The organism is Streptomyces javensis (assembly GCF_039525925.1).
Lineage (GTDB): Bacteria > Actinomycetota > Actinomycetes > Streptomycetales > Streptomycetaceae > Streptomyces > Streptomyces asiaticus.
Map to the genome: position 1 here is coordinate 67272 of NZ_BAAAIF010000026.1, position 22074 is coordinate 89345.

The 22074-nt window shown below is 68.2% G+C and carries 22 protein-coding genes and 3 pseudogenes; 10 read left to right on the plus strand and 15 right to left on the minus strand.

The genetic code is table 11. The features are described from left to right. Window positions 1-66: 66 nt before the first annotated feature. Both ABD329_RS23305 and ABD329_RS23310 read right to left on the minus strand, forming a co-directional pair. A complete protein-coding gene (locus tag ABD329_RS23305; RefSeq protein WP_198275311.1) occupies window positions 67-1017 on the minus strand; it encodes a TauD/TfdA family dioxygenase in 951 nt (316 codons plus the stop codon). Window positions 1018-1024: 7 nt separating this feature from the next. Further along, on the minus strand, window positions 1025-1831 hold the full coding sequence (locus ABD329_RS23310) for a cytochrome P450 (protein ID WP_246618166.1): 807 nt from the start codon (window positions 1829-1831) through the stop codon (window positions 1025-1027). An 82-nt stretch (window positions 1832-1913) separates the two neighbouring features. Here ABD329_RS23310 and ABD329_RS23315 point away from each other — a divergent pair, with 82 nt between their 5' ends. Next, window positions 1914-2135, plus strand: coding sequence for a hypothetical protein (locus tag ABD329_RS23315; protein WP_198275310.1), 222 nt, complete (start codon window positions 1914-1916; stop codon window positions 2133-2135). Window positions 2136-2369: 234 nt separating this feature from the next. Here the strand turns inward: ABD329_RS23315 and ABD329_RS23320 are convergent. Both ABD329_RS23320 and ABD329_RS23325 read right to left on the minus strand, forming a co-directional pair. Then, window positions 2370-3131 (minus strand): annotated as a pseudogene (locus ABD329_RS23320) (serine hydrolase domain-containing protein). Window positions 3132-3263: 132 nt separating this feature from the next. Beyond that, window positions 3264-4145 carry a helix-turn-helix transcriptional regulator gene (locus ABD329_RS23325; RefSeq protein ID WP_198275309.1) on the minus strand — a complete coding sequence of 294 codons (882 nt, stop codon included), beginning with the start codon at window positions 4143-4145 and terminating at the stop codon, window positions 3264-3266. A 139-nt stretch (window positions 4146-4284) separates the two neighbouring features. Here ABD329_RS23325 and ABD329_RS23330 point away from each other — a divergent pair, with 139 nt between their 5' ends. From ABD329_RS23330 to ABD329_RS23340, 3 genes are all read left to right on the plus strand, one after another. Then, complete coding sequence (locus tag ABD329_RS23330) at window positions 4285-4548, plus strand: Atu4866 domain-containing protein (protein WP_182467980.1); 264 nt, start codon at window positions 4285-4287, stop codon at window positions 4546-4548. 246 nt (window positions 4549-4794) lie between these two features. Further along, complete coding sequence (locus tag ABD329_RS23335) at window positions 4795-5043, plus strand: SDR family NAD(P)-dependent oxidoreductase (RefSeq protein ID WP_246618174.1); 249 nt, start codon at window positions 4795-4797, stop codon at window positions 5041-5043. 162 nt (window positions 5044-5205) lie between these two features. After that, window positions 5206-5973, plus strand: a complete 768-nt coding sequence (locus tag ABD329_RS23340; protein WP_198275308.1) for an SDR family NAD(P)-dependent oxidoreductase — start codon at window positions 5206-5208, stop codon at window positions 5971-5973. 72 nt (window positions 5974-6045) lie between these two features. On the opposite strand, the pseudogene ABD329_RS23345 reads toward ABD329_RS23340, so the two are convergent. Together ABD329_RS23345 and ABD329_RS23355 are read right to left on the minus strand one after the other, a co-directional pair. Continuing rightward, window positions 6046-7178 (minus strand): annotated as a pseudogene (locus ABD329_RS23345) (transposase). A gap of 224 nt (window positions 7179-7402) precedes the next feature. Continuing rightward, complete coding sequence (locus ABD329_RS23355; RefSeq protein ID WP_198275307.1) at window positions 7403-8215, minus strand: ADP-ribosylglycohydrolase family protein; 813 nt, start codon at window positions 8213-8215, stop codon at window positions 7403-7405. A gap of 448 nt (window positions 8216-8663) precedes the next feature. Here ABD329_RS23355 and ABD329_RS23360 point away from each other — a divergent pair, with 448 nt between their 5' ends. The 3 genes from ABD329_RS23360 (at window position 8664) to ABD329_RS48280 (ending at window position 11171) form a co-directional block, all read left to right on the plus strand. Next, on the plus strand, window positions 8664-9746 hold the full coding sequence (locus ABD329_RS23360; protein ID WP_198275306.1) for a PLP-dependent cysteine synthase family protein: 1083 nt from the start codon (window positions 8664-8666) through the stop codon (window positions 9744-9746). A 629-nt stretch (window positions 9747-10375) separates the two neighbouring features. Further along, entirely contained in the window at window positions 10376-10828 is a 453-nt protein-coding gene (locus ABD329_RS48275) for a transposase (protein ID WP_281404598.1), read from the plus strand. A 13-nt stretch (window positions 10829-10841) separates the two neighbouring features. Continuing rightward, on the plus strand, window positions 10842-11171 hold the full coding sequence (locus tag ABD329_RS48280) for a transposase (protein WP_425574371.1): 330 nt from the start codon (window positions 10842-10844) through the stop codon (window positions 11169-11171). Here the strand turns inward: ABD329_RS48280 and ABD329_RS23370 are convergent. The 9 genes and pseudogenes from ABD329_RS23370 to ABD329_RS23410 all read right to left on the minus strand — a co-directional run bounded on the left by ABD329_RS23370 (window position 11119) and on the right by ABD329_RS23410 (window position 18025). Next, on the minus strand, window positions 11119-11670 hold the full coding sequence (locus tag ABD329_RS23370) for a hypothetical protein (protein ID WP_198275305.1): 552 nt from the start codon (window positions 11668-11670) through the stop codon (window positions 11119-11121). The two genes, ABD329_RS48280 and ABD329_RS23370, sit on opposite strands and share 53 nt — an antisense overlap. Before the next feature lie 263 nt (window positions 11671-11933). Next, entirely contained in the window at window positions 11934-12179 is a 246-nt protein-coding gene (locus ABD329_RS23375; protein ID WP_246618165.1) for a DUF6193 family natural product biosynthesis protein, read from the minus strand. After that, complete coding sequence (locus ABD329_RS23380) at window positions 12089-12727, minus strand: hypothetical protein (RefSeq protein WP_246618175.1); 639 nt, start codon at window positions 12725-12727, stop codon at window positions 12089-12091. Before ABD329_RS23380 ends, ABD329_RS23375 begins: the two co-directional genes overlap by 91 nt. Window positions 12728-12983: 256 nt before the next feature. Continuing rightward, window positions 12984-13160: a DUF6233 domain-containing protein gene (locus tag ABD329_RS23385; RefSeq protein ID WP_309142605.1), complete on the minus strand. Its 177-nt coding sequence runs from the start codon at window positions 13158-13160 to the stop codon at window positions 12984-12986. 780 nt (window positions 13161-13940) lie between these two features. Further along, window positions 13941-14724: pseudogene (locus tag ABD329_RS23390) on the minus strand (DUF4158 domain-containing protein); the annotation flags it as partial. A gap of 269 nt (window positions 14725-14993) precedes the next feature. Next, window positions 14994-15470 (minus strand): hypothetical protein, encoded by a 477-nt coding sequence (locus tag ABD329_RS23395; protein ID WP_198275304.1) that lies wholly within the window; start codon window positions 15468-15470, stop codon window positions 14994-14996. Window positions 15471-15810: 340 nt separating this feature from the next. Continuing rightward, window positions 15811-16230, minus strand: a complete 420-nt coding sequence (locus ABD329_RS23400; protein WP_198275303.1) for a peptidoglycan-binding domain-containing protein — start codon at window positions 16228-16230, stop codon at window positions 15811-15813. Between the two features lie 49 nt (window positions 16231-16279). Further along, window positions 16280-16555, minus strand: coding sequence for a hypothetical protein (locus ABD329_RS23405; RefSeq protein ID WP_198275302.1), 276 nt, complete (start codon window positions 16553-16555; stop codon window positions 16280-16282). A 492-nt stretch (window positions 16556-17047) separates the two neighbouring features. Continuing rightward, window positions 17048-18025 (minus strand): AraC-like ligand-binding domain-containing protein, encoded by a 978-nt coding sequence (locus ABD329_RS23410; protein WP_198275301.1) that lies wholly within the window; start codon window positions 18023-18025, stop codon window positions 17048-17050. A gap of 550 nt (window positions 18026-18575) precedes the next feature. Here ABD329_RS23410 and ABD329_RS23415 point away from each other — a divergent pair. From ABD329_RS23415 to ABD329_RS23425, 3 genes are all read left to right on the plus strand, one after another. Then, window positions 18576-19898 (plus strand): 5'-methylthioadenosine/S-adenosylhomocysteine nucleosidase family protein, encoded by a 1323-nt coding sequence (locus tag ABD329_RS23415; protein WP_344316843.1) that lies wholly within the window; start codon window positions 18576-18578, stop codon window positions 19896-19898. A 112-nt stretch (window positions 19899-20010) separates the two neighbouring features. Then, entirely contained in the window at window positions 20011-20907 is an 897-nt protein-coding gene (locus ABD329_RS23420; RefSeq protein ID WP_198277432.1) for an NACHT domain-containing protein, read from the plus strand. A gap of 592 nt (window positions 20908-21499) precedes the next feature. After that, on the plus strand, window positions 21500-22042 hold the full coding sequence (locus tag ABD329_RS23425) for a hypothetical protein (RefSeq protein ID WP_198277433.1): 543 nt from the start codon (window positions 21500-21502) through the stop codon (window positions 22040-22042). Window positions 22043-22074 lie beyond the last annotated feature (32 nt).

Genomic DNA, 22074 nt, shown 5'->3' on the forward strand with positions numbered 1-22074 from the left:
GCCGCGCGGGGGAGGGCGGATGAGCCTCGCGGATGACACTCCGCCCCGCCCCGGGGGCCGTGCGGATCAGAACAGGACGTTTCCGTTGCCAGCCCGGTGGGCCCGGGTGCGGCGGTGGTCCAGATGGATGAAGGTGCGGTGCAGCCACCGGTCGTAGCCGTCGTACTTGGGTTGGTACGCGGTGCGCCCGTGAATGGCGATGCGGTTGTCCACGACGGCCATCTCCCCCGGCCGCAGGACCAGCGTCCGCACGGCTTGGAGGAACGCGCCCCGCAGCGCCTCCACCGCCACCTTTGCCTCGTCGTCGTTGGCGGTCGTCGCGTGGAAGTCCACCTTCACGTCGGGATCGTCGGGGTCCCCCCTGAGCACCGCGTGCGCGGGGCCGGGGCCGCCGCCGCGGAAGGACGGCGGCGCGGCGGTGGTGAAGCGCTCCTCCCGCAGGACGCACAGCGTCCCGGGGCTCAGCAGCCCCAGGGCGGTGCGGATCGACGACACCAGCGTGCCCGCGTTCAGGGGCTGGTCGTTGCGCAGACAGAGCAGGCCGACGTAGTCGGGGCAGTGCGGATGGAACGCGTTCTCCACGTGCAGCTCCAGCGGGGTGGAGCCGGCGTTGCTCTGTGACTCCTCGCGGCCGGGCACGGGCACCACGTTCTGGACGAGCGCACCGGACTTCTCGTCCTGGTACGCCGCTATCTCGCCGATTTGCAGGGTGACCAGCACGGCGACGGCGGCGGGCAGGGTGGCGGTGCGCTCTACCGACTCGGGCACGGTGGGAGTCAGGGGCAGCTCCGCTTCGTCCACCGGCAGGTTGCGCACGGTCAGAACGCCGTCCCGGCCGGGGTCGTGGCGATAGCGGCGGGTGGCCTCCCGCAGCCGCAATGGAAGACGGCAGGACATTCTCCGGGCCTCGGCCACCCAGTGCGGATCGTCGATGAGGCCGGGAGCGGTGGCGGCCAGTTCGGGCGCCAGCGCGCCCGTCTCCCGGCGCTCCGCGGCGGACAGGTTCACAGTGGTCATGTCTCTCCTAGAGGTCCTCGGGGCCGACCTGTGACGCCGGCACAGGCCGGCGCGACGGGGTCGCGCGGCGGGTGAGGGTCACGGGCAGCGAGGGTGAAGCCCCAGATGAGGTTGGACTGCATGCGCCGCGGCGCGCCGCGCGGCGTGACCCGACCCACCCGGGCCAGGAACTCCTCGAAGAAGATGGCCAGTTCGCTGGTGGCGAGCGCGGAGCCGAGGCAGAAAAGTGCGTGCCGGTGGCGAAGGTGAGGTGGCGGTTGGGGGTACGGGCGATGTCGAAGCGGTCGGGATCGGCGAACACCGCCTCGTCACGGTTGGCCGCGGGCAGCCACACCGCCATCTGGTCGCCGGTCCGGATCCGGTGGCCGCCGAGGTCCACCTCGCGCCGCGCGGTGCGCAGCACGTGCAGTGCGGGGCTGGTGAAGCGCAGGATCTCCTGGACGGCGGACGGCAGGAGCCCGGGCTCGGCGCGGAGCCGGGCCCACTGGTCGGGCGCCCGGAGGAATGCCAGCAGCCCGCCGATGGTGGCGTGGCGGGTGGTCTCGGTGCCACCGGAGATGAGCCCGTTGCAGTTGAGCAGGATCTCCTCGTCCGTCAGGGGCGCACCGTCGACGGTGCCGTGGGCGAGGGCGCTGACGATGTCCTCCTGCGGGTCGCGCCGCCGCCGGGCCAGCAGGTTGTCGTAGTAGACGAGGAGTTCGGTGTGGGCCTCGGCGATCCGCTGGGGGTCGGTGCCGGCGTTCTCGTCCGCCCCGAAGGCGATCATGGTGAGCTTGGGCATGAAGTCCCAGTCGGCTCGCGGCGCGCCGAGCATGTCGGAGATGACCGAGACCCCGGGCTGCCGGCCGAGCGGATCCGCTTCGTGATCGAGGACACCGCCCCGGTCGCGGTCGCAGGTGGGTGGTTGTCACCTTCAGGAACGACAGCGGGGCGGCGTCAAGCGCCTCGACGACGTGCGGCGGCTGCTGGACGCCGGGGTGCGGGTATACGCCGAGGAGCCCCGCCTGGCCGCCCACGGACTGGACGGCGAGGGGCGCCTTCTGGACAGGGTACGGCCGCTGCCCGCGGACGAGGCCGCGACGCGGTGGTCCACCTACCGGATGGTGTGCTTCTTGTAGTGGCGTGGCTCCGCCCCCCAGCGCGCCGCCGCACATTGCACTCGCCGGCCCCGCCGGACGCGGCGCGAAGCATTTCCCTGCTGTCCGAGACGATGTCGGGTGGGCGGATCGCTGGTCGTCGCTTCAGCCGGCACCAGACCATCCGGATGCTACGGGGTCCCCTCCTCACGCGAAGAACACGGAACGTGGTCGACGAGGTCGGCGACCGCCCGGATCTGTCGCACGGCGGTGTCCTCATCGCCCGGTCGGCTGTGCAGGGAAACGGTGTTTGGCGCTTCGTCCGTCGGAGGCGGGCCACGCCATATAGCCGAATCCATTGCCACCGTGTCCCCAGTACCCGCCGCCACAGGACAGCGGGGTCCAGTTGAGGCCGAGGCCATCGCGCGTGCCCGGCGGGGTGCCGTGGTCGGCGGGCACTTCGACGGTGCGGTGCATCTCAGCCATCTGGGCAGGGGCCGGAAGCTCACCTCCTACCAGCGCGGTGAAGAATCGGTTGGTGTCATGCGCCGTGCTGATCATCGACCCGTCGGCGTCACCGTCGAAGGGCAGATAGGCGATTGTGGTGTCGGCCATGGCACCGCCGGGCTCGAACTACTGGTAACCGCGGGCGTGCGGGCCGGGCAGGAAGGGCCAGTTGCCGGGGGTGAGCGTGCGCGTGAGCCGCAATGGACGCACGATCCTGGCCTGCACCTCCTGTGCCCAGGAACGGCCTGTGACCGCTTTGATCACCATGTTCACGAGGAGGTAATTGGTGTTGGAGTACTTCCAGCCGGCGCCTTGGCCACGGACGACGCCCGGCAGCCGTCTGTCCACCGTGTCGTCCAGCGACAGCCGTCCCTCGCCGACGAGTTGGAGCAGCACGGTCGCCATGAACGTCTTCGTGGTGCTGCCGATCCGCACATACGCGTTCCGAGGCACCGGCCGTCCGGTGCTGAGGTCACCGACCCTGCTGCGGGCTGTTCGCACTCCCCGGGGCGTTTCCAGGGTGACCGACACGCCCGTGACGCCATTGTCATGCAGCGCTTCGGTGTCCCGTGTTGCAGTTGGGAGGGGCGGACGGTGGCTGCGGTTCCGGCCCCTGCCGGGCCGAGTGCGACCACCTATGAAACGCGCTGAGGCGAAGTCGCACTATCGGTGCGCATCTCCGGGTTGTGTTGGCTGATCAGCTGTGTGCTGGGAGCGGTCTTGGCGCCGGGTGGCGTGGAGGGAGCCGAGCAGGTGGAGGGAGTGGGCGCTGGGGCTGCCCGGTTCGGCGTGGTAGATGACGAGCTGCTGGCCGGGTGCCTCGCGTACGTCGAACGCCTGGTAGGTAAGCGTGAGCGGACCGACGTCCGGTTGGAGGAAGTGTTTGGCGTCCTGCGTCTTGCCTCGCACGGTGTGGGACTGCCACAGGCGCGCGAAGTCCGTGCTGTGCTCGGTGAGGGTGCCGACGAGTTCGCGCAGCCGCGGGTTGTCCGGTTCGAAGCCGGTCGCCTCGCGGAGGTTGGCGACGGTGGCTTGTGCCGCCCGGTTCCAGTCCGTGTAGAAGGTGGGGCCGGCGGGGTCGAGGAAGGTCATGCGGGCGAGGTTGTCCGCCGGGGTGAACGCCGAGTAGAGGGCCTGGGCCAGCGCGTTGACCGCGAGGAGGCCGAGGGTTCGGTTCATGACGAACGCCGGGGTGTTGGGGTAGCCGTCCATCAGCTGTCGCAGGGCGGGGCTGACGCGCCCGGTGGAGTGAGGCGAGAGTCGGTCGCCGGGCGTGGCCCCGGCCAGCCGGTACAGGTGCGCCCTGGCGTCCTCGTCGAGGTGCAGCGCGTGACTGAGGGCGTCGATCACCTGGGGCGAGGGGTTGCGTTCGCGGCCCTGTTCCAGGCGGGTGTAGTAGTCGGCGTTCACTCCGGCCAGGACGGCGACCTCCTCGCGGCGCAGCCCGGCGACTCTGCGGGTCCCGTGGCTCGGCATCCCGACGTCGTGCGGGCGCAGGGCGGCGCGGCGTGCGCGCAGGAAGTCCCCCATGCGGTTGTCGTCCATGTCTTCAGGCTAGGCGGCGCGCCGCCGTGCTGCCTGGGTGTGGTGCACCCAGGGAGCATGCGTCCTGGTTGGTCGCCGCTGACCTGCGCAGACTCGGTGGAGCGGGAGGGACCGCACTGTTCGAGGAGAGGGGGCCGCCATGGCCGCGATCGAGGACGGCCACGTGGATGTGGTCGGTATGTGGGTGACCGAGGACGGGCACATTCGGCAGGAGCTGCTGCCGGACGGCCGTTACGACGAGGCTCGCGGCGAGCGGGCCAGTGCGTACACCGGCCGTTACACGGTCACCGGTAGTCACCTGGACTACGTCGACGACACCGGGTTCACCGCCACAGGGGACATCCGCGACGGAGTGCTCTACCACGAACACCTCGTGCTCCACCGGGAGCAGAGGTCGTCCTAGCGGGGCGGCGAGCGTAGCGGGACAACGGGGTTCGGGCAGCAGCTGCTCCGGTCGGGGAGACCGACTCCTCGTGGGAGCGGACCGACTGCCGAGGCAGGCAGCAGTCGCTGACAGACGTATCAAACGCAAGGGAAGGACCGTATTCATGACCGGACGACGTCTTGAGGGCAAGGTGGCCCTGATCACGGGCGCGACCGGGGGATCGGTGCGGCGACCGCCGAACTCTTCGCCCAGGAGGGCGCCCGGCTGGTGATCACCGATGTAGCCCAGGAACCCCTCCAGCAGCTGCCGCGGCGCATCGAGGCGGGTGGCGCGGAGGTGGCGACCGCCCTCCTCGATGTCTCCTCCGCCCGGGAGCGGGAGGAGGAGACGGCCCTCGTACGCGATCGTTTCGGCGTGCTGGACGTGCTGGTGAACCTCGCCGGAATCCTGGACTGGCCGGGTATCGAGGCCGGCTCGGAACTCGTCGTCGACGGCGGCCTCACCGCACACTGAACAACCCGCCCGCCGGGCGTCCACGGCGCCACCCGTGCGCACGCCCGGCAAGCGCGCTCATCTCCTGTGCCGTCTGCCTGGTGAGTGCGTGACCGTACAGCAGCCCAGACAGCCGGCGCGGGAAACTGCGCGCGACCCCGATCTTTACGAGAGGACCTCATCATGACGCCCACCGCCGCGTCTGCCGAAGCATCCGAGTTCGCCGGGAAGACCGCCCTGGTCACCGGGGCCGCGCGCGGCGTGGGCAAGGAGACCGTGGCACTGCTCCATGCCCGCGGCGCCCGCGTCGTCGCCGTCGACCTGCGTCCCGACGTCACGACCCTGGGGGACGAATTCCCCGGCGTACTCGCCATGCGGGGCGACATCACGCGGGAGGAGACCGCCGTCCACGCGGTCCGCTCGGCGCTGGACACCTTCGGAGGACTGGACATCCTGGTGAACAACGCCGGACGCACCCTGAACAAACCCGTCACCGAAACCACCGCCGAAGACTGGGACACCGTGATGGCCGTCAACGCCCGCGGATCCTTCCTCTGCGCCCGAGAAGCCTTCCGAACGATGCAGAGCCGGGGCGGCGGGACCATCGTCAGCACCGGGTCCTACGCCGGCACGGTCGCCCTGCCCGAAGGCGCCGCCTACAGCGCGTCCAAGGGCGCCCTGGCCCAACTGACCAAGGTGCTCGCCGTCGAAGGCGGACCATGGGGCATCCGCGCCAACCTTGTCGCCGCAGGCGTCATCGAGACCGACTTCCTCGACACGATCCGCCCCGACAGCCGCGCCTACCTGGCATCGTTCGCCGACGCCCAGCCCCTGGGCCGAGTCGCACAGCCCGAAGAGATCGCCGAGGTTCTCTGCTTCCTCGCCTCACCACGCTCCAGCTTCATCACCGGAGCCGTGGTACCCGCAGACGGCGGCTTTACCGCCGTCTGACGTGACGGGGCCGATCAGCCGTTGCTCGGACACACCACCCTGCCTGCCGGACGGCGGGTTGCCGGGAGTTCGTCATCGCGTCTCCGCACGTGATCGACCGGCGGTGTCTGTCGCGCCACGGGCACGGGGCACCGTGAGCCCCAGGTCGAGTCGCTGGTCCATGTCCAGGCGGAAGGTGCCGTAGGGGTTGACGTTGGACCAGAACAGCGCGGTCAGGCCGCGCCGATCCTCCTCGCTCAGCCTCGATGCCCAGGTCGGTTCGGCCAGGACCTGCTGCACCAGCAGGGTGTTGATGTGGACGAGCGCGGACTGGAGCAGGTGCAGGGCGAGCATCGAGGTCTCGGCGTGCTCCTTGTCCGGGCCGGTCAGGGCGCTGTCCTTGCCGTAGTGGAGCATGGTGTTCGCGCTGTTCCAGTTCTCCACGACCTGAAGCCCGCCGTGGATCTCCCGGCGCAGGCCAGGACTGGCCAGGTAATCGCAGGCGAACACCGTACGAACTGCGCGGCCGAGTTCTTCGAGAGCCTGGTAGGTCGGGTGCTTGGGGCCGCCGCGGGTGAAGCGCCGCAGAACCTGCTCGGCCTCCGCCGTCCCGAGCCGGAGCGCGGTGGCGTACTTCACCATCTGGTCGTACTGCTGCTCGATCAGGTCCCAGCGGATCGGCCGCGTTAGGGAGGGTCCGAGTGCGGGCCAGCCGGGCGGGGTGTCGTCCGGACGGTACAGGCGGATACTGCCGATGTTTTTCAGCCGCGGCAGCAGGCGGAAGCTGAGCAGCTCGGTGAAGGCGAACCCAACCACGCTCGCACCGTGGGCATCGACGTAGTTGGACTCGATCTCGGCGTCCGTGCAGTGCCGCAGCAGGCCCTCGATCATCGCCGCGACCTCGGACGACGAACAGCTCTTGAGCTGGGAGTAGATGCAGACGTTCTTCCGCTCGACGTGCCAGCAGATCATCACGCCGTTACCGCCGTAGCGGGCGTGGTACTCCGTCATGAAGTTCGAGGACCAGGACTCGAACTTCTTCGAGTCCGACGCGCACGCGGTGCCCTGCCCCACCAGTCGGTATCCCGGGCGGCGAAGGTGGCGTTCAACAGCTTCGTTACAGCGGCCCGCAGATTGTCCACCGTGATGAAGTGCCGGCGCACGTGCCGCAGCGCAGCCTCGCTCTCGCGGTGCTCGCCGGTCGCCACGATGGCGCGGATGCCCATGTTCGTGCCCAGTGCGAAGAGGGCCAACGATCTAAGGACTCCGCGTCAGCCTCGCCGGGCCGAAGCCAAGCTCGGCCAACTCGACGCGGCACCTTCCGGCAGCCCGGTTCTACTGGGGCTGCCGACGCCCCGACCCACCCCGCAGGGGTGATCAGGCTCCAGGGGACGACGATCAGCCATCGTCTGCTGCGAGACGAGGGCCCCGCCGCCATTTATGCGGGATATCACCCCCCTCTCATCGATGGCCCTTCTCCGAGACGGTGTGCGAGCTGGAGCAGGTCTGGCAGGTAGAGCACTCGTCCGCGTATCGCGTCTTCGAAGCTACCGGTGGTGCGTAGGGCCCAGACGGAGGAGCCCAGGCAGGGCCAGACGGCACCGTTGAACTCGGTCGCCTGATCGGGGTGCCAGTCGGGCGAGAGGACGGTGTCGTAGCGGCTGCGGTGGTCGGGGTGGATAAGGGCCAGGATGTCCGGGAGCGCAGTGAGGGGGTTGATGTCTTCGAACGTGACGCGGATGAGTTCGTGGAAGATCGCGGTGCCTTCCCAAGCCGCGCGGTCCCCATGGGTAAGGGCAGCGATACGGCGGGCCGCGTCCATGGTGGCCTGTTGGCCAGCGGCCGCGAAGTGGACTGCGGAGGTCGATGCCCGCATCAAGGAGCCGTTTCCCGCTGCTCGTTGGTTGACCTGGAAATGGATCGCGGCGGCAAGGTCCCAGGGCATGCCGTTGGTCAGGACGTCTTCGGTATGCAAGTCGATGTCCTTGGGGTCTGACGCTGCCCACCGCTGGAAGCGGGCGAAGATGTCCGGCAGATCCAGCCCGCGCCGCTCCAGCAGCGACTCCGCGACCAGGACGGCCATCTGCGTGTCGTCAGTGGCCTCGCCGGGGTCCCAGCCACCGCCTCCGCACATCTCGTCACCGGCACCAGGCGTGGGAAACCGTGCGGAGAACGCTCCCTGGGGGCCGAACTCGAAGGGGCCGCCCAGGGCGTCGCCCACCGCTGAGCCGACGATCGCGCCAGCGGCCCGCTGGGGATCCACTTCATTCGCGCAGGTTATCTGCGTTGCGCCGATGGCCGCGAGGGACTATTCCTTCTTCGGCTCCCCGAACCAGATAGTCGCCCGCACAAGCGATGTGAAGGAGCTCCGAGCCTTGAAAGGGCCGACGGCCGACCCTCGGTTGTCGGCCTCATCTCGTAGTGCAGAGAAGTCACGAGCCCGAAACTGACAGCTCAGCTCCAAACGGGACGCATGGGACACCTCCTACGCCCCCCTGGAATGTCCCAGCGTTGTAGGGTCTCAAATTCCATGTCCTAATCTCATGGCCGATGTCCTGTCGGTAGCCGATCGGACATGAATCTGAGACTGGCTGGTGTCCTGTCGCATTGAGAACCGAAGCGCGGTAGCAGGCACAGCGGCAGGTTCGTTGTCGACCATGGCCGCTGAGATGGCGACCTGCCCGGTGCCGCGGCTCCAGTAGGGTCCGATCATGACTACGGGACACCCGAACTCGTGGGCTGCCGACGCGATCCGGCGGGTACGGACAGACGGCCTGCATCTGACACCGACGCCCCTGCGTCCGCTTCCACTACTCGCGATCCGGGACGTCGAGATCTACGTCAAGGACGAGTCCGCACATCCCACAGGCAGCATGAAGTATCGCCTGGTGCGGGCCATGTTCTGTGAGGCGATCGCCAGCGGCGCTATCAGGTCGGACACACCGGTGATCGCGGCTACGAGCGGAGCGGTTGCTGTCGCCGGAGCCCACTTCGCGAGGCTGTTGGGCCTGGTGTTCACCGCTGTCGTACCAGCGAAGACCTCTGCGGACGTCCTGGCCAGGATCGAAGGGGAGGGCGGACGGTGGCAGGTGGGCGAGCAGCCGCCCGCTGCGGTGCAGGAGGAGGCGAGGGCGTTGGCCGAGCAGCTCGGCGGCCACTTCCTGGACCACTTCAGCGACGCGGAGCGGGCGGTGGCCGGGTGTGGTGAGCCGACGATCGCCGACGAGATCTTCGATCGGATGAGCGGGGAACCGCACCCGATCCCGGAGTGGATCGTCACTGGTGCCGGAACCGGGGCGACTTCGGCAGCGATCGGACGCCACCTGCGGCGACACGGTCATCCGACGCGGCTGGCCGTGGTGGACCCGGAGAACTCCGCCTACTTCCCCGCGTGGGCGAGCGGGTGTGGCGACTACACCACGGGGATGCCCTCGCGGATACCTGGCATCGGTCGCCCACGCACCGAGCCCGGCTTCCTGCCGACGGTGATCGACTTGATGATCCCGGTACCGGACGCGGCGTCCATTGCGGCCATGCGGTGGCTTCGCACTGCTGCCGGGATCGAAGCCGGACCGGCGACCGGCACCAACTTCTGGGGAACGTGCCACCTCGTGGCACGGATGCACCAAACGGGGATGCGGGGCAGCGTCGTCACCATCATCGGCGACGTCGCTGATCCGTACCGGAACACCCACCTCAATACGGAGTGGGTGCGTGCGCGGGGACTCGACCCCGCGCCGTACGAAGCCGACATCGAGCTGTTCGCCCGCACCGGTGACTGGGCGGTCGGGTAGCGACCCGCGTGACGGCCGGGCGCGGATGCCCCTCAGACCTCTATCCCGGCTGGATGAGACGGAGACTGACTTCGCCGGGCAAGAAGGTCTCGGCTGAGGACCGCAGTCACCTCGCGGCGTTCCCCGAGATCGTGGTGCTGACGCACCTGATCCTCGACCCGCCCGCAGCCGCCCTCGATCCCGAGGAGCTCCATCTGGCGACGACCGCCGAGCTGAGCCAGGGATTGCACGGATCTACACCACTCTCGGACCCCAGGACCCCCTCTACCGGAGGTTCTGCCTCTATCGAGATCGCGACTTCCGCGAAAGCCAGGTCGTTTGAGAACCCCGGGCCTCCGCCTTCTCAAACGACCTGGCATCAGAAGCCGTATCTCAACCGATCGTGGAACGTGTGGGTCGAACAGGTTTCCCGCCGGGGTGATCTTCCGGTGGTACGCGCATGAAGGCAGGGCCTCTCGGTAGCTCGGGGATGCGAATCGAACCGAGCAAGCCGGGAGGCCCTGGTGTCGTTGTTGTATGCGTCCGAGCCCGTCCAGTTCAACTCGGCTGCTCCATCGTGTGACTGTCTCGCGCACGTGTACGGCAACGCGGCCGGTCATCCCGACCGGGTGCGCCGGTATCCGTCGGACATGACGGACGCTGAGTGGGCGGCCGTCCGGCCTTTGGTGCCGGTGCCGGCCTGGCTCCAGGGGCGGGGCGGGCAGCCCGAGGGCTACTGCCACCGCCAGATGCTGGACGCGATCCGTTACCTGGTCGCGGGAGGGATCTCCTGGCGGGCAATGCCGGCGGACTTCCCCGATTGGGGCCGGGTCTACGCCTTCTTCCGCCGGTGGCGCGAGCACGGCCTGATCGCCGAGTTCCACAACCGGCTGCGCGGAAGGGTCCGTGAGCGTGAGGGCCGTGAGACCGAACCCACAGCGGGGGTCATCGACGCGCAGTCGGTGCGGGCCGCAGCTTCGGTGCCGGCCGCCTCACGCGGCTACGACGGCGGGAAGAAGGTGCCGGGCCGCAAACGGCACATCGTGACCGACACGCTCGGTCTGCTCCTGGGCCGTCGCGGTCACCGCCGCAAACATCGGTGACCGGGACGCCGCCGTGGGGCTGCTGGCCCGGCTGCGCCGTCTGCACCGCGACATCACCCTCGTCTGGGCCGACGGCGGCTACACAGGCGGCCTCGTCGACTGGGCACGAGAGGAACTGGCGCTGATCCTGGAGATCGTCAAACGCACCGACGACACGCGGGGTTTCGTGGTGCTGCCGAGGCGGTGGGTGGCAGAGCGCACGTTCGCGTGGCTGATGAACTCCCGCCGCCTGGCCCGGGACTACGAGAGGCGGCCGGAGAACAGCGAGGCGATGATCCGGTGGTCGATGGTTACACGGATGAGCAGGCGTCTGGCACGGCCACGGGCCGCCGCCCGGCACTGAATGCCCCCGACACCTCCAGGAGGAGCCACCCGCGATCCGCCAGACGTCTGGCCTTCGACCGCACCCCTTCGACCTTCGCCGGCGTCGCCCCAAGGCCCAGCGCCACCGCGATCTCCTTGGCCTTCACCGGTCCCTTGCCCGCTGATCGTTGTTCATCCAGCACGCCCAGAATCCGCTGGTAGTCCGGCGCCAGCACGGTCACCGGCAGCCCATCCCGCCAAGGCGGCACCGTCGAGCCCGGCATCGGCACGGCCGACGGCGCCGTTTCCCGCTCGCCCTCGGCCCCGGTCACGGCAGTGGACTCGGCCGCGGAGGCGGCCAGGGCCTCGACCAGTTCCTCCCGCGCGATCACCCGCCGGTCCAGCTCGATCTCCGCCGCCTCCAACACCTCAGCCAGCCGCGCGGCTTCCTCCCGCAGACCCTCCACCCGCACACGGGCAGCCGCCTCCCGCTCCTCCAGCATTCCCAGCACCGACGCCACCGCGCACCCCTCGGCCATCAAGCGGACACAAGACGCCGCATCCCTCCCTCACCCCGATCGAAACCATGCCTGACCAGCAAGAATCAAACGATCACGTTCGGTTGAGAGACGGCTTCTCACAGCACGTCAACGGCAGCCGCTATCTGACAGATGTGCTTCGACAGGACAGCTGGTCAGGGCCCTCACTCGTTTGGGTGGTACGGCCGCAGTGCGGACTCCCCGAGAACAGTGTGCTGGCACCGGCGTTGCGGGCAATCGCCCGGGCTGGGGTGCAGCACGAGTCAGCCCTGACGCTGATCGTTTGCGGTGCCTGCGACAGCAGGCCCGCAGTTCGCGGGAAGCGAGCTCATCACCATGGCGATAGCCGCAGCTGCGGTGTCAGCTTCACCGATGACCGTTCCACGAGAAGGACCGCAGACGCGATACCGGCCGTCGCTCAGCGGATCGATGAACGGCACGTCCCATGAGTACGGGAACCCGGTGCAGGTCGTGAAGTGAAGTGACCAGTGGCTGGTGAACGGATACAAGTGCCGCAGCTTAGGTTCGGCGGACGTGGCTCGGCGAGCGCCAGTGTCTGGCGGGCGAGGTCGAGTCGATCGGCCTCCTGGCGCAAGTCCTCCAAGAGGATCCGCCACTGCACGGTGACTGCTTCGGCTGCGCCGTGCTCATGTGCTTCGGCCAGCTCGCTCACCTCGATGAAGGAAGCATCCTCCTGGATCTCGCGGAGCCTGGCCCCGTTACGCCAACCTGCCGCAGCTCGGGCCAGTTCGCCCAAATCGGAAGTCGAGCCCGAGAGCAGCTGAACCCCTTGGTACGGGCCGTTGATGTTGAACCAACGGCTCTCTGATCCGATGAAGATCCAGCAGGGTTCCCGACCGGGGATCGTGCTTGTGACGCCGGCTGTCCGCAGCGGGTCCGAATCGTTGCTCAGCACCGCACCCAGATCGAGGCCCTGCCCGGCCGCAGCCAATGCCAGGGCCGCGGCCAGACTGCCAGCAGCCTCAAGATCCGGATAGAGATCAGGATCGGCGGTAGTCGGTTCGTGTCGAGCGGGGCGCGGGGAGCTCGAGGTCACCGCCGGAGTCTGCCGTCTGTGCTGAGGAAATGGCCACCCTCGTGAGACGGAGCTCCTATGCCACACCGTGAGACTGGTCGCAGAGCACCAGGTCAGCGAGCTGCCTCATGCCATGAGCCGAGAGATCCTACAAGCGTAGACACGCCAACGGCAGAGTGCCCAGCTCAGACCACTTATCTGCCTGATGCAGGTACTGGAGCCGGGCCCTGCTGGGTTGCGCTGGGGCGACCGGCGGGCGATACCGCCCCCGTCGGCTTCAGGGCGTCGGGAGATGGCGGGCATCGCAGGCGGTGCACGGTTCGCTGCCCGGCCGGGTGAGCTCGCGCAGCGCCTGGTCGAGCGTGAGGTCCGCGTCGCCGGTCGGTGTCCAGCATGACTCGTGGTGGATGACCCGGCGCCCGGGGCCGCCGGCGGGTGCGGGCAGGTGCTGCACGCTCCACCGGCCTGCCGGGGCGGCGGGGGAGGAGTGGGGCGGTCGGGCTGGCCGAGGTTCCGGCGGGTCGGCACGGTGGAGTAGTCGGTGCCCTCGATGGCGTTGATCAGGCGGGCGGGGACACTCATCACGATCGAGTCGGGCTCGACCGTGATGCGGTTCGGCAGCTCCACCTCGGCCCATACGGGCAGACGTCCCTCGTACCACCAGCCGCCCCCGGCGCTGCGGCGGTCGAGGCGGCCGATGACCTGAGCTGTGACGCTCTGGCCGTCAGCCGGCTCGACCCACGCCGGAGGCCCGGGGGCGTCCGGGTCCGGAGCGTCAGGGCTGGAGGCGTCCACAGCTACGCGGCGGACGCGACGTCATGGGCGTGTTTGAGTACCATCCGAGCAGTCACGCAGTCCGGGCCCTCCAGGGTTGCCCAGAAGGGATGGGTGACGACGTTGAGGGTCAGCTCCCGCTGCCGGTCCCGCAGCCGCTGAACCTCCGCTTGGTCCTCCTCGGACCAGTCGTCGGTCGCGGGGCGCTGCCGCGGGCGCCAGATGTCGGTATCACTGAACCCCGGGTGCGGCTCAACGGACCACGGGAGGCCCTTGAGAAGCACCGTGAGGTCGCCGGCGACCTGGTGGAGTTCTTCCCGCGCGTCGAGCAGGTCCGAGGGGAAGTCGAAGGCTCCGGCCATGGCCAGAATGATGCGCCTGTTCGATTCTTGAGGCGGTGAACGCACACGGAGTGTCGGTAGCTGTGACTGAGCGCCGTAGTTGGCGACTTTGAGCGCAGCGGCCAGCCGGTTCGGCGGGACCTTGTTCAGCTTCACCCGCCCCAGCCGGTACGCGGCGATCTCATCCACCCGCTGCAACGCACTCTTCATCGCGGTGCCCGTGGTCCGCGTCGGCGGCCGGCGCAGCTGCTCCAGGTACGAGTACCGCCTGCCCTCCGGCGTCTTCAGCAGCGCCACCAGGTCCCCCGCCAGGGACGGGTCCACCCGCCGGGTGGCCTTCGCGACCGTGGTGTGCAGCCGGTTCTCTGCGATGCGGCGGACCTCCGCCACCTCTCGCGCCAGCACCGACACACCCGGCAGTAGCACCCGGTTCCGGCGCAGCCATCCCACTGCGTGGTCGAACAGTGCCTTCGGCCCCTCCGCATGCGCCGTCCACGCCCGCCCATGCAGGAACGCCCGGAACCTCCGGCCCATCGCATAGTCCTCGTACGGGTGGTAGCCGTACGCGTCGCGGATCTCCCACGCGTGGTCGTACACCGTCTGCCGCCGCTCCGTGTACCGCTTGACACACGACGCGTCCTCGATCCCCAGCTGCTCGGCCAGGTGCTCGACCACCAGCCACGGCACATTCAACGGGTCCTCGCCCAGGAACGTCCCCACGTACCGCACTGTGCACATCTGGAGGACGAAGCCAAGCTGGTGATGCTTCGTACGTCGCAGCGCGATCAGATCGCGGTCGACGTCGTCCAGGAAGAAGAAGCGCTCCAGCTCCGGGCGCGTGGGCTCCTCAGCGAACTTGCCGTACGCCTCAGCCTGCTCATCAGATAAAAACTCCACCGGCATACGACGGACGTAACCACCCACATCAAGCAGCCGGAGATCTTTCAGCGAACACCCGCACACAACAGATCGCTCATGCTAATGGATCACAGCGAGCCGACCATGATCAATCTCATCGATACTGGCTGTTCCGTTGGTCCCCACGGCCGGCGATGCCGAGGGTGTCCTGGGCCCAGGCGGCGAACTCGTCTCCGCCGTCGGTCAGGGCGCTGGAGGTGCGGCTGCTGTGCCGGGCACCGATCAGCTGGATCTCGACTTGTTGAACGTGTGTGTCAGGGGCGCGAGGCGGTGCACCTGCTTCGGTGGCCGGGGCGGTGGCCGCATGCCTGCGCCTCCAGATGGAAGCCGCTGCCGTGGACGAACTTGACGGCTCGGGTGTTCTGCTTGCCGTGCGAGTGCACGGTCGCCGAGCAGGCACCGCTGTCCCGCCAGGAGCCGTAGTCGATGTCCCAATAGAGAGTGACCGTGTCGCCCCGGCTGGCGCCGGTGATCGTGGCCCAGTAGTAGCGCGGTCCCCCGCGTCGGTTGCCGTAGCGCAGCTGTATCCGAGCGTTGCCGATCTTCGTCACGGGGCCGATGTGCCGCCTGTTGCTGGGGATATAGGTGTTGGGATTGACGCTGGGGCCGCAGGTGCTGGCCACCGTCTGGCTGCCGGGCGCCGTCTGAGGTGTCGCGGCTGTGACGGCCGGAGTGCCGATCAGCACGGTGGCGGCGGCTCCCACCGCAGTGATCAGGCCGGTATTCAACATGGGCGTGAGGCGGAATCTCCCCCATGCCCTGGCCGACATCTTCCTTATGATCATCACGTTGCCTCCCGCTTTTGGTCTGTGTGTCGTGATGCGCATGGCGGGGCGTGATCCTCGTGGCGAGGCCCGCCACGGACGCGGAGTCAGCGCCTGCGAGTTGCTTGTCGGCTAGGCGGGTCCCACCGGCCGTAGGTGCGTATGAGGGGCGGACGGCACGGGGCGGGGTGGCCTACGGTCGCACGGCGCGACGCCGTCTGTTGCTCGCGATCGTGCCGACCGAGCCTCCAGGGCGAGCTGCCGTTGCCGACCGGCCGCCGTGGATCTCTGCTGTGCCGGGGGCCAGTCAGCGGCGCAGGTAGTCCCAGGTGTGGCTACCGACGATGCCGTCCGCGCCGTCGGCAATATGGTGGTGGCTCTGGAGCCACTCGACAGCCTTGAGGGTGCTGGGGCCGAAGCTGCCGTCGACAGACAGCCAGATGGGGTAGTCCGTGTGCTGGTTGATGATGTCCTGTATCTCCCTGACAGCGCTGGCGTTGGAGCTTCCTTCGCTGATGGTCGCGGTGCCGTAGTAGTAATCGCACGTGTAGCCGACGGTGGAGCGGTAGGTGCAGGAGTGCACGGCGGCGGCCTGGGCGGTCGGTTTGGTCACCGGGGTGTCGGCGGCCGCAGCCGCTAATGCGGCCGTTACGGGTACGGTGACGAACAATCCAGCGGTCAGGATCAGGGCGCTGACGGCTCGGGTACGGGCGGACGGAATGGGCATCTCTGTCTCCTGGCAGGAAGCAAGGCTGGTCGACCTTGGCGGTCGGCTTTCAGCAGCTCGGAAGATGGGGCACCTTGGGCGCCGCTCCGCGCACGTAGTGGTTACTCACCCAGGCCGGGTCGCTGCCGGACAGCAGGGTGACCTTCGTCCACCACTTGTTTCCCGAGACCTTGCTGGTGTGCCGATTGGTCTGGCAGTACGCCCGGAGGGTCGCGTTGGACACCCTTATGGCGACCCCGCAACTCTTGCGCGGGCACTCCCGCAGGGCCACCTGCGTGCCCTTGATGCGGATCTTCCTGACGCGGGTGGCTGACCTGTCGGACACCGGCACTAGCGTCGAGGCCGCGGCCGATGCGCTGTCGTCGGCTGCCCCTGTGCTGGCCGACCGCGCTGATGCGACGTTGGTGGCGGACGTGGGCGTAGCGGCGGCTGCGGTGCCAGCGATGCCGGCGAGCGTGATCGCCGCCATAGCGAGCGCGCAGCCGCGCGCTGAGGACTTGTCGTTCCTCACTGCTTCTCCTTCTGCTGGATCGAGCCAGGCGGCTCGCTGTGGTCTGCAGGAATCAAGCCTTGCCAGGCGGTTGGCCCCGGCGGGGCTGCGTAATCGGTGTGCTGCTGATCCGGCCTCCGCGTCTGGGCGGGTGCCGTGGGTTAGCGCGCGTTCCATGGCGTGCTCGCGCGATGAATGGCTCCCCGCTGGTGTTCGCTTGTGTTCACCGGCGATAGAAGTGAATACGGTCGTGATGACCGGTCGATTGCGGCCATCCGATCATCACAGGAAGCTCTCCGGAGTGCCTTAACCAGGTGCGCCAGGTACTTAGCTTGGTGTGCCAGCCTGGGTGCTGTGGTGGTGTGCTTGGTTCCGGTAGTCGCTGGGGGTGTTGCCGTGAAGAGCGCGGAAGGCGCGGGTGAAGTATGCGGAGTGGGGGAATCCCCAGCGTGCTGCGATGGCGTGGATGGGCACGTGACGCTTCAAAGGGTCAGCCAGGTCTCGGCGGCAGCGTTCGAGGCGCTGGCCGCGGATCCAGGAACGGACCGTCACGCCGTGCTGCTGGAAAAGCCTGTGCAGTGAGCGAACCGAAATGTGGTGAGCTGCTGCTATCTCACCCGCAGTGAGGGCGGTGTCGCCGAGGTGACGCTCGATGAACGAAGTGATGCGCAGGTACAGGAGGCGTTGACGGGAGTCGAAGGGAATGCCACTCTCGCGCTCCAGGAACTGCGCCAGTGTAGCGGTGACCAAATCCAGGCCGATGGTGCCGAGTCGCGCGGCGTCATGTGGCGTGTAGCTCGTGCTGTCTTCTGTCAGGTGGGTGAGGAAGGCTGTCAGCAGGCGTCCCATGCCCTGATCGCCGGGAAGGGCTCGGCAGATGAGCTGATTGATGTGGTGGGCCGGCAAGGGAAGCAGCGTACGGGGGAACTGGATGAGAATGTTCCCGCCGTCGGCGCAAGTCTCGAAGGGGCGCGAGCTTTCGATGAGCAGGAGTTCACCCGGTTGGAGCACAGCCCGATTACGATTCTGCTCGATCACATGTGGGCCGGAGCTCATGACGCAGAGGGCGAGGATTTCCGGGTCCGAGGCGCGGATCAGCTTCGGGGTCCTCCGTGTGAGGTAGGACGAGTACGCCATCGCTGATACCTGGACCGCTCCCAGTGGCATCGTGCTGAACCGTCCACGGAAGACATCTGTATCGATCAACTTGAACGATGTCGGCATCACCGCCTCCGCAGTGACTTTCTCCCACGCTGAGAGAGCGTCTCGCGCCGGGAAGTCGTTGCTGTCGAAGACCTTCTCCACGGCTCTCTCTCCCTGCCCTGCGGCTTGGCACCGCGCTCAGTCTTCGTGCCAGGCCCTGGTCGGCCGTCGCTTCGTTCGTTTCCTCCCAGAAGGTTCTCCCGGACCAGTTCAAGCCGCTGTAGCTTTATTCACAGTCCTGGTTCCGGCCCAGGTCTAACCGCTGGCTACACGGCTCAGTGCGCTGAGCCACACGCCAAGGTCTCCGGCACGGCCTGGTCGAACCCGGCCCCGGTGACCAAGGCAGTCCGGTCGGAGGCGAGCAGGACGACAGGGAGGCGACGACTACGGGTGAAGCTCCTGCCAAGAGCGCGCCGGCCGCACACAGGGCCGTACGGCAGTGCCGCAGGTGGTCACCGTACGGTGAGATGAAGACGGGCCCCGGCGGAAAGTGGTCGCCGAAGTCCTCCGACTCCTGATGGGCCCTCGCTCGGTCGTCAACTACAGGGCCTCCTGGGCTGCTGAACAACCCCTGTCCCGTTCTCGTGAACAGAGCCACATAGGGTTCGTCGGTGTCCGTAAGGTGTGGGCAAGGGCAGTCCTAGGGGGTTCCGTGAGTGTCAACGGGGGTGCGGTGCGGGCCGATGTGGTGGTCCTGACCGCGCTGGAGGTCGAGTACCGGGCGGTGCGCGCCCATCTGGAGGAGCCACGATTGGTCGAGGCGGAGCGGGGCGCGCTGTTCGAGTTGGGTGTGTTCCGCGCGGGGCCCGCCGAGCGGACCGTCGCCATTCATATGACGGGTCCGGGGAATCCGGGTGCCGGGGTCTCGGTCGAGCGGGCGGCGGCGCTCTTCGCGCCCCGGGCGGTGTTGTTCGTGGGGGTGGCGGGTGGCGTCAAGGATGTGGCGCTGGGGGATGTGGTGGCCGCCGACATGGTGTACGACTATGAGACCGGCAAGGACACCGAGTCGGGGTTTCTGCCCCGGCAGAAGACCTATCAGTCCGCGTACGGGCTGGTGCAGCTGGCCCGGCTGGTGGCGGCGGGTGACGAGTGGCAGCGGCGGATCCGCCCGGGTGACGACGCGCCGCGCCCCCGTCCGCATGTGAAGCCCGTCGCGGCGGGCGGCCGGGTGGTGGCGCACCACCGCTCGGACGTCGGGCTCAGGCTCGCGGCCGGCGCGGGGGACGCGCTCGCGGTGGACATGGAGGGCTTCGGCTTCCTCGCCGGCGCGTACGTCAATCAGCACCTGGACGCCTTGGTGATCCGCGGCATCTCGGACCTGCTCGGCGACAAGAACGAGGCACACGACGAACACTGGCAGCCCGTGGCCTCCCGGAACGCGGCCGCCTTCGCCTTCGAACTGATCAGCCGCATCATGGTCGGTGAGAGAGGTGACACAAAACTAGGGGGTGTGACCGTGGGGGGTGTGGAGCTGGCGGTCGGTTATCTGTTCGCATGGGCTGTGCGCAAGGCGCGCCGGGTGGTGGGTAGGGCCGATGTGAAGGTGGGCCAGTCGCTGGATGCGGGGATGGACCGGCTGCACGGCGTGGTGGCTGCCCGGTTGGGGTTCGATCCGGCGCTTGAGCGCATGGTGGAGGAGGCGGCCTCCGGGCTCGGGGAGCCGACTGATCGCACCCGGCGGTGGCTGAAGTTGTCGTTGGAGGACGCGGTCGAGCGTGACACTGCGTTTGCCGATGCATTGAGGCAGGCCGTCTCCGAATTGCAGGCCGTCTCCGCTGCTGCCGAGAGCGGTAGCAACGGGAGCGTGGTGCATGAGAACACCTTCATGGGACCGGCCGCATGGGCCCGGCAGTACGGTCCGATCGTCCGGATCAACGACGGCGGCGTCCACAACACGGTGTCCGGTGAGGCGCATATCAGCGGTGGGGTCGTCCAGGGGCAGGACTTCTCCGGCCCCATCACGTTCGGCGGCTGACGCGTACACTCGGGTGCCGCCGGTAGGTATCTACACGGGCGGCGTTGTGTTCAGGTAGGCCGCCTGTTGGGTGGGTGCCAGCCTGAGCCTATGAGCCGGACGGGGGATCGTGATGGTATACAACGAGTTCCACGGGGTTGCTGATTTCGTGGTCATGGGCCGAGATATCTCGGGCCCGGTGACGTACGCCCCCACGTACGTTCTCGCAGACGATCCCCTGCAGTCGGCGCGCCGTGAACTCGCCCGCATGGTGGGGGCCCAGTGGCGCAGAGAGGCCGGTCTGCGTGGACTGCTGGATCCAGTGCCACTGGGCGTTCGGTGGAGTACTGCCTGGGGCGATCCCTACGGCGACCATCCGCACCTGGCCCCGGGCGGATCACGTGAGGCGAGCGCCGATCTGACCTCGTTCACAGAGGACTTCCTGGCCCTGCCGCGCCAGCGGCTTATGGTCCTCGGCGGACCGGGCGCGGGCAAGTCTGCGTTCTGCGTCCTGCTGGTTCTGTCGCTACTGGCCCGACGCCGCCCCGAGGATCCCGTCCCCGTGCTGACGACGCTGACGTCGTGGGATCCAGCGACCCAGGACTTTGAGGTTTGGCTGACCCGCCGTCTCGCGGAGGACTATCCGAGGTTGCATCACCCCCGGGGCGGTGGTGCCAACGCAGCGGCCCGGTTGGTTGAGGCGCAGGCCGTGCTGCCCGTACTGGACGGCCTTGACGAAATCTCGCCGCCGCGACGACGGCTGGCCTTGCGTGGGCTGAACAGGGCGCTGGCCGGGGACTGCCCCATCGTGCTCACCTGTCGGACCTCCGCATATGCGGCACTGCTGGAAGAAGCTGACGTCCTCAGATCGGCGACCGTAATCCGCGCCTTGCCCGTTACTGCGCTGACGGCCCTCGATTATCTGATCACCGCCGTCCCGCCGCAAAGGCAGGAGCCCGGCAGCCAGTATTCGCGTCCTTGGCAGACGACGCGGACGGACCGCTCGCCACGGCACTGTCGACACCGTTGATGATCAGTCTGCTGCGCTCGGTCTACTCGGCTACGGAGGCAGCGCCCATACGTCTGCTCGACCGGCGCCGCTTTCCCAACGCCGACGCCATCGAGCGCCACCTCTTGGACGGCCTCGTCCCGGCAGTGTTCAACGGCGTACCCGCCCCCCGCCGGGCATACCATCGCCAGCTGGCCGCTGGAAGGCGGACCGCGCCGGTCGCTGGCTGGCGGACTTAGGCGCGCACCTCGTCTCTACCGGGACTGAGGATTACGCGTGGTGGCAGTTCCCCCGTCGGGTGCCGCCATGGCAGCGCATCATGGCAGCAAGCATGTCGGGAGGGGTCATCAGCTGGTCAGTGGCCGCAGCCTGGCTCGACGGACTGCAGGGGAGATGGGGCGTCGCATGCTTGATGGCCTTCCTGGCAGCCAGTGTATGCGGCCTAGCCGCCAACTCAGCGGTACCCTGGCCCAACCTGCCTTCCGGCGCATTTGCCGACCTGGCGGCAATGATGACCGCACGCGTACGCGGAGGGATGTCTCGTGGGCGACTGCTGATGCATTGCCTGGGCGCCTCGATATTGGGTTGGAGTTTCGTCGGCGGACTACTCGCCGTGCTCACCCTGGTCACGTCCGCCGCTTCCTGGTCTCACCTTCTTAGCATTCTCGACGTGTCGGCACTATGGCTCCCGGAGTGGTTGGCGATCGGTGTCTCGATGTGGTTGATGGGAAGCCTGGCTCTGCCGTTTGAAAAGGAAGAGGCGATCACGCCGAAACGGGCGCTCGGCCTGGGTCGCAAGCGGGCCATTACGCTTGCCTCGGCCCTTGCCCTACTGCTGGCCACAGGCACGACCGTGTTTGTTTTCATGGGGGCGGGGCCAGGTCTCCATCCCTGGTGGACCTGGCCCTTGCTGGCCGCCACCACAGGCTCAGGCGTCGCCGTGGTGGCCGGGCTACGTACCCAGTGGGGGGCCTACACCATCACCCACATCCTGCTTGCCCTGCGGGGGCGCATGCCATGGCGGCTGGCCCGGTTCCTCGACGACGCGCACCGACTGGGCGTGCTGCGCCAGGTCGGCAGCCTGTACCAGTTTCGGCACGCCCGGCTTCGGGCGCATCTCGCTGAGCAGCGCCACGGCCCGCCAAGCAACCATTAAGAGGTCATCTCATTTGGGTCGGTAGCCTGGTT